Source organism: Streptomyces sp. SID13666 (assembly GCF_010548325.1).
In the GTDB taxonomy this organism is placed as follows: domain Bacteria; phylum Actinomycetota; class Actinomycetes; order Streptomycetales; family Streptomycetaceae; genus Actinacidiphila; species Actinacidiphila fildesensis.
This window is the reverse complement of record NZ_JAAGLX010000113.1, coordinates 1-1,360: the sequence shown is the minus strand read 5'-3', so window position 1 is coordinate 1,360 and position 1,360 is coordinate 1. Positions and strand designations below refer to the sequence as shown.

The 1,360-nt window shown below is 69.9% G+C and carries 1 protein-coding gene; it reads right to left on the bottom strand.

The window, feature by feature from the left end; genetic code table 11:
• On the bottom strand, positions 1-1,310 hold a 1,310-nt coding region (locus tag G3I60_RS43595), incomplete at its 3' end, for a glycerol-3-phosphate dehydrogenase/oxidase (protein ID WP_164608541.1).
• Between the last annotated feature and the right edge of the window lie 50 nt (positions 1,311-1,360).

The window sequence follows — 1,360 nt, the reverse complement described above, 5'->3', positions numbered from 1 at the left end:
GCGACAGCGCGCGGGTTGGCGACACCGGGAAGCGGCAGGTGCTTCGGCAGGGACGAGACGGGCTCGAAGTCGTCGCCCAGCGGACGCCCGGGCAGCGTCTCCAGCTTCTCCATGACGGTACGGCCGATGTGCCGGAAGGTCGTCCACTTGCCGCCCGAGACGGACAGCATCCCGCCCTTGCCCTCGGTCACGACCGTCTCCCGCTTGGCCTTCGCCGTGTCACCGGGGCCACCCGGCAGCACGCGCAGACCGGCGAAGGAGTACGTGATCAGGTCACGGGACAGCTGCTGGTCACGGACGGAGAACGCGGCCTCGTCGAGGATCTGCTCCGTGTCCTTCTCGGTGACCGCGACGTCCGCCGGGTCGCCCTCGAACACCTCGTCGGTGGTGCCGAGCAGCAGCATGTCCTCCCAGGGGAGGGCGAAGTTGATGCGGTACTTGTCGATCGGGGTCGCCAGCGCGGCCTTCCACGGAGATGTCCGCTTCAGGACCAGGTGCGCGCCCTTCGACAGCCGGATGGACGGCGCCGCGTCCGGGTTCTCCATCTTGCGCAGGTGGTCGACCCAGGGGCCGGTCGCGTTGAGCACGAGCCGGGCGTTGACGCCGAAGTCGTCACCGGAGAGCCGGTCGCGCAGGTCGGCGCCGGTGACCCGGCCGTTGGTGAAGCGCAGCCCCGACACCTCGGAGTGGTTGAGCACGACCGCGCCCGCCTCGACGGCAGCGCGGACCGTCATCAGCGCCATGCGCGCGTCGTTCATCTGACCGTCGCCGTACACGGCCACGGCCTTGAGGTTCTCGGTGCGCAGCTCGGGCACGTCCTGCGCGGCCTTGGCCGGCGACAGCAGGTGGCCGACGCCGTCACCGAACGCGGACAGGGCGGAGTAGGCGAAGACGCCCGCCCCGAGCTTCGCCGCGCCGTGCGGCCCGCCCTTGTACACGGGGAGGTAGAACGTGAGCGGGTTCGCCAGGTGGGGAGCCACCTGACGGGACACCGCACGGCGCTCGAAGTGGTTCTCCGCGACCAGCTTCACCGCGCCGGTCTGCAGATAGCGCAGACCGCCGTGGAGAAGCTTGGAGGAAGCGGAGGAGGTGGCGCCGGCGAAGTCACCGGCGTCGACCAGAGCCACCCGCAGACCGGACTGCGCGGCATGCCAGGCCGTCGAGATGCCGAGGATGCCACCGCCGATCACGAGAAGGTCGTACGTCGCCTTGGAGAGCTGCTCCCGGGTCTCGGCACGGCTCGGGTTGGAGCCGTAGGCCGGGTGCGTATCGAGGGCAGGCACGGACTGCAGGGTGGACTGACTGGTCATGTGGGGTTCTTACTCCTCGACAGAGCTGTCTTCGAGCCAGCCCATGGACC